Genomic DNA, 2,258 nt, shown 5'->3' on the forward strand with positions numbered 1-2,258 from the left:
GCAGCCCTCCTGTAGCAAAAGCAACAAAGCCGACCATCGTGGCTGCCAGGGTAAGGGTGTCTCTGAAGGACCGACTCAGATCTTCTGAGGTAAGGCCCGTGTTTTGTGCCGGGACTCTGGGCAACGAGACCTTCATAAACGGTGTGATCAAAAGTGTCATGGCAATCTGTAGCCACCAGACCAGCGTGTCGCCCGAAGGAACATAGGCTAACATTACACCGCCCCACAGCGGCCCTGCGGTCAGCCCGACCGCATTGGCGGAGGTGGTCAGTCGCCCGGCAATCTTGGCTTCGCCGGAAAAATCAATCCGGCCCAGGACGACGGGGATGACAACTGTAAACACCCCAAGCACGATGCCATGGATAAAATGGCCCGCATAAATTTCCAGAACAGAAGAAGACCGCAACAGAGCAAGGTCTCCAAAGATAGACAGCATACAGGCCACGACCAGGATGTAGTCAAAGAATAGGATTCGAGGCGCTAGGATAAGTCCGATCACAACGCCCAGAATATAGGTGGCAAAAAACATCGAGATTGTGTTCGCGCCAATGCTAAAGGTGTCTTGAAAAATTGGGTAAAACGGCGCTGGAATCCCGCTTGGCATATGCAGTAGTGCAAGACTGAAAGCGAGCAGCAAGATCGGTGCCGAGATCGGGCGTTCTGGAGCCTCATGCATTCGTTATGGTACCCTTAAGTTCTTGAATATTCGTTCGGTCTGGGTCGATCTGCCAAGCGGGAGGAAGATGGGAAGTGCTCGGCCCGTAGACCCGGATGCCTTGTCTTGGCTGTGCCGAAATGCGTACGACTGACGAGACATGAAATCCTGGCAATGTGCGAAACACCGCTACCGGCGTTCCCATCAAGTGAGCTGTCAGCAGACGAATAGGTGTTTTATGCGTCACAACGATAATCTGCGGATTTTCGTTCAAGGCCCGGGAGAGGAATGCTAGTAGGCGCTGCAACACCTCGGCCCCGGTTTCACCGTCCGGCGGGCGGTTGTGATAAGGCTCAGCCTTCCAGCTTTGATAGGCGGGCAGATCGGAAAGGTCGTCGCTATGGAGGCCCTCCCATCTGCCAAAGTCACGTTCGCTTAATCTTTGATCGCTAGAAATCTTCGGGATTTTCAGTGATTGGGCGAGGGATTCGGCGGTTTGCTGCGCCCTCTTATAGGGGCTGCACCATATCTCGGGTGCAAAAGATACCAGCGGATTAAGGTGCAGCCGACACGCCATGGCCTTGCCCGAAGGTGTCAATGCAAGGTTGCGGGTGCCGCAAAACGTGCCATCTAAGTTCGTAGGGGTTTGTGCATGGCGGATAATAGTGAGGGTGAAATTATCAGGCAGACGTTTAGTCATGCGCGTACCCTAGCTGGCAAATCTAACCCCGAGGTATTGATACCGAGGCTTTCTGCAATCAGCCGTCCAACCTCGCGTTCGCTGTCGTCTGGAAGTGAGTACAGTCCGGGTTGAAGGTTCTCGCCAGTGGCGTGGAGCAGCCCCAATACTTGGCTCGAAAATGTTGTGTCCATGACACCGTTTGGGTTTCCAGTTCCGACGCTGAGGTTTGCGATGTTACCGTCTGCCATCAGGTAAACCGTCTTGCCGTCTTCGAACCGATGTTGCGTCAGGCCAGAGGCGTATGGCGCGCTTTCAGTCAACTTCGACAAGGTGGGGACATCGATTTCAAGCGGCAGGTGTCCGCCATTCACCAATACTGTCCCGTCGCTTAGATGCGAAAACATGTTTTGAGCGATTACACCGGTTTGCCCAGTCACCGTCAGCACAATGTCCGCCTGCGGCAGGGCCTCAGCCAGCGGCAGCAGCTCAAAGCCTGAAAGTGTGGCAATCAGTGCTCGAGTCGGCCTGGTCTCGGCAACTAACACGCGCGCACCCAAGCCACGTGCCTTGCTGGCGACGCCGGTTCCCACGCGTCCAAAACCGCAGACAAGTATCGTTTTCCCAGCGATAAGTTCCCGCGTTACGTCAATGATAGTTTGCAATATTGACTGGCTTGTTCCGTGTGGATTATCCACCAGACGTTTCCCGATGGACATGTCGCTCATCAGGACTGGCATTGTGAGCCCCGCTCCGAGGTTCTTAATCGCCTGAATCCCTTCCGCTGTTTTTTCAGCTGCGATACAAACTTGTGACGCCGTAGAATTTTCCTGATGAAGCTGCCCGATAAGCCGCGCGCCCTCGTCAAGTACAATGGTTGGGCCTTTCGGCCAATGCTCAAGCACTTGGGTAACGCCATCGCGC

3 protein-coding genes are annotated in these 2,258 nt (G+C 54.6%); all 3 read right to left on the minus strand.

Annotated elements, in window-relative coordinates; genetic code table 11:
- The coding region (locus ACRZ95_RS22765; RefSeq protein ID WP_480555650.1) for a hypothetical protein at nt 1-676 on the minus strand (676 nt) is incomplete at its 3' end.
- Nucleotides 669-1,355 (minus strand): histidine phosphatase family protein, encoded by a 687-nt coding sequence (locus ACRZ95_RS22770; RefSeq protein WP_480424482.1) that lies wholly within the window; start codon nt 1,353-1,355, stop codon nt 669-671. The genes ACRZ95_RS22765 and ACRZ95_RS22770, both read right to left, overlap by 8 nt.
- Nucleotides 1,352-2,258 (minus strand): NAD(P)-dependent oxidoreductase (locus ACRZ95_RS22775; protein WP_480555652.1); only part of this gene is annotated, 907 nt, incomplete at its 5' end. The genes ACRZ95_RS22775 and ACRZ95_RS22770, both read right to left, overlap by 4 nt.

The sequence above is a fragment of the Ruegeria sp. AI3 genome (assembly GCF_056541245.1).

Excerpts from the sequence above, each read along its gene's own strand:
- ACRZ95_RS22770 (WP_480424482.1), bottom strand. The coding sequence starts at position 1,355 with ATGACTAAACGTCTGCCTGATAATTTCACCCTCACTATTATCCGCCAT.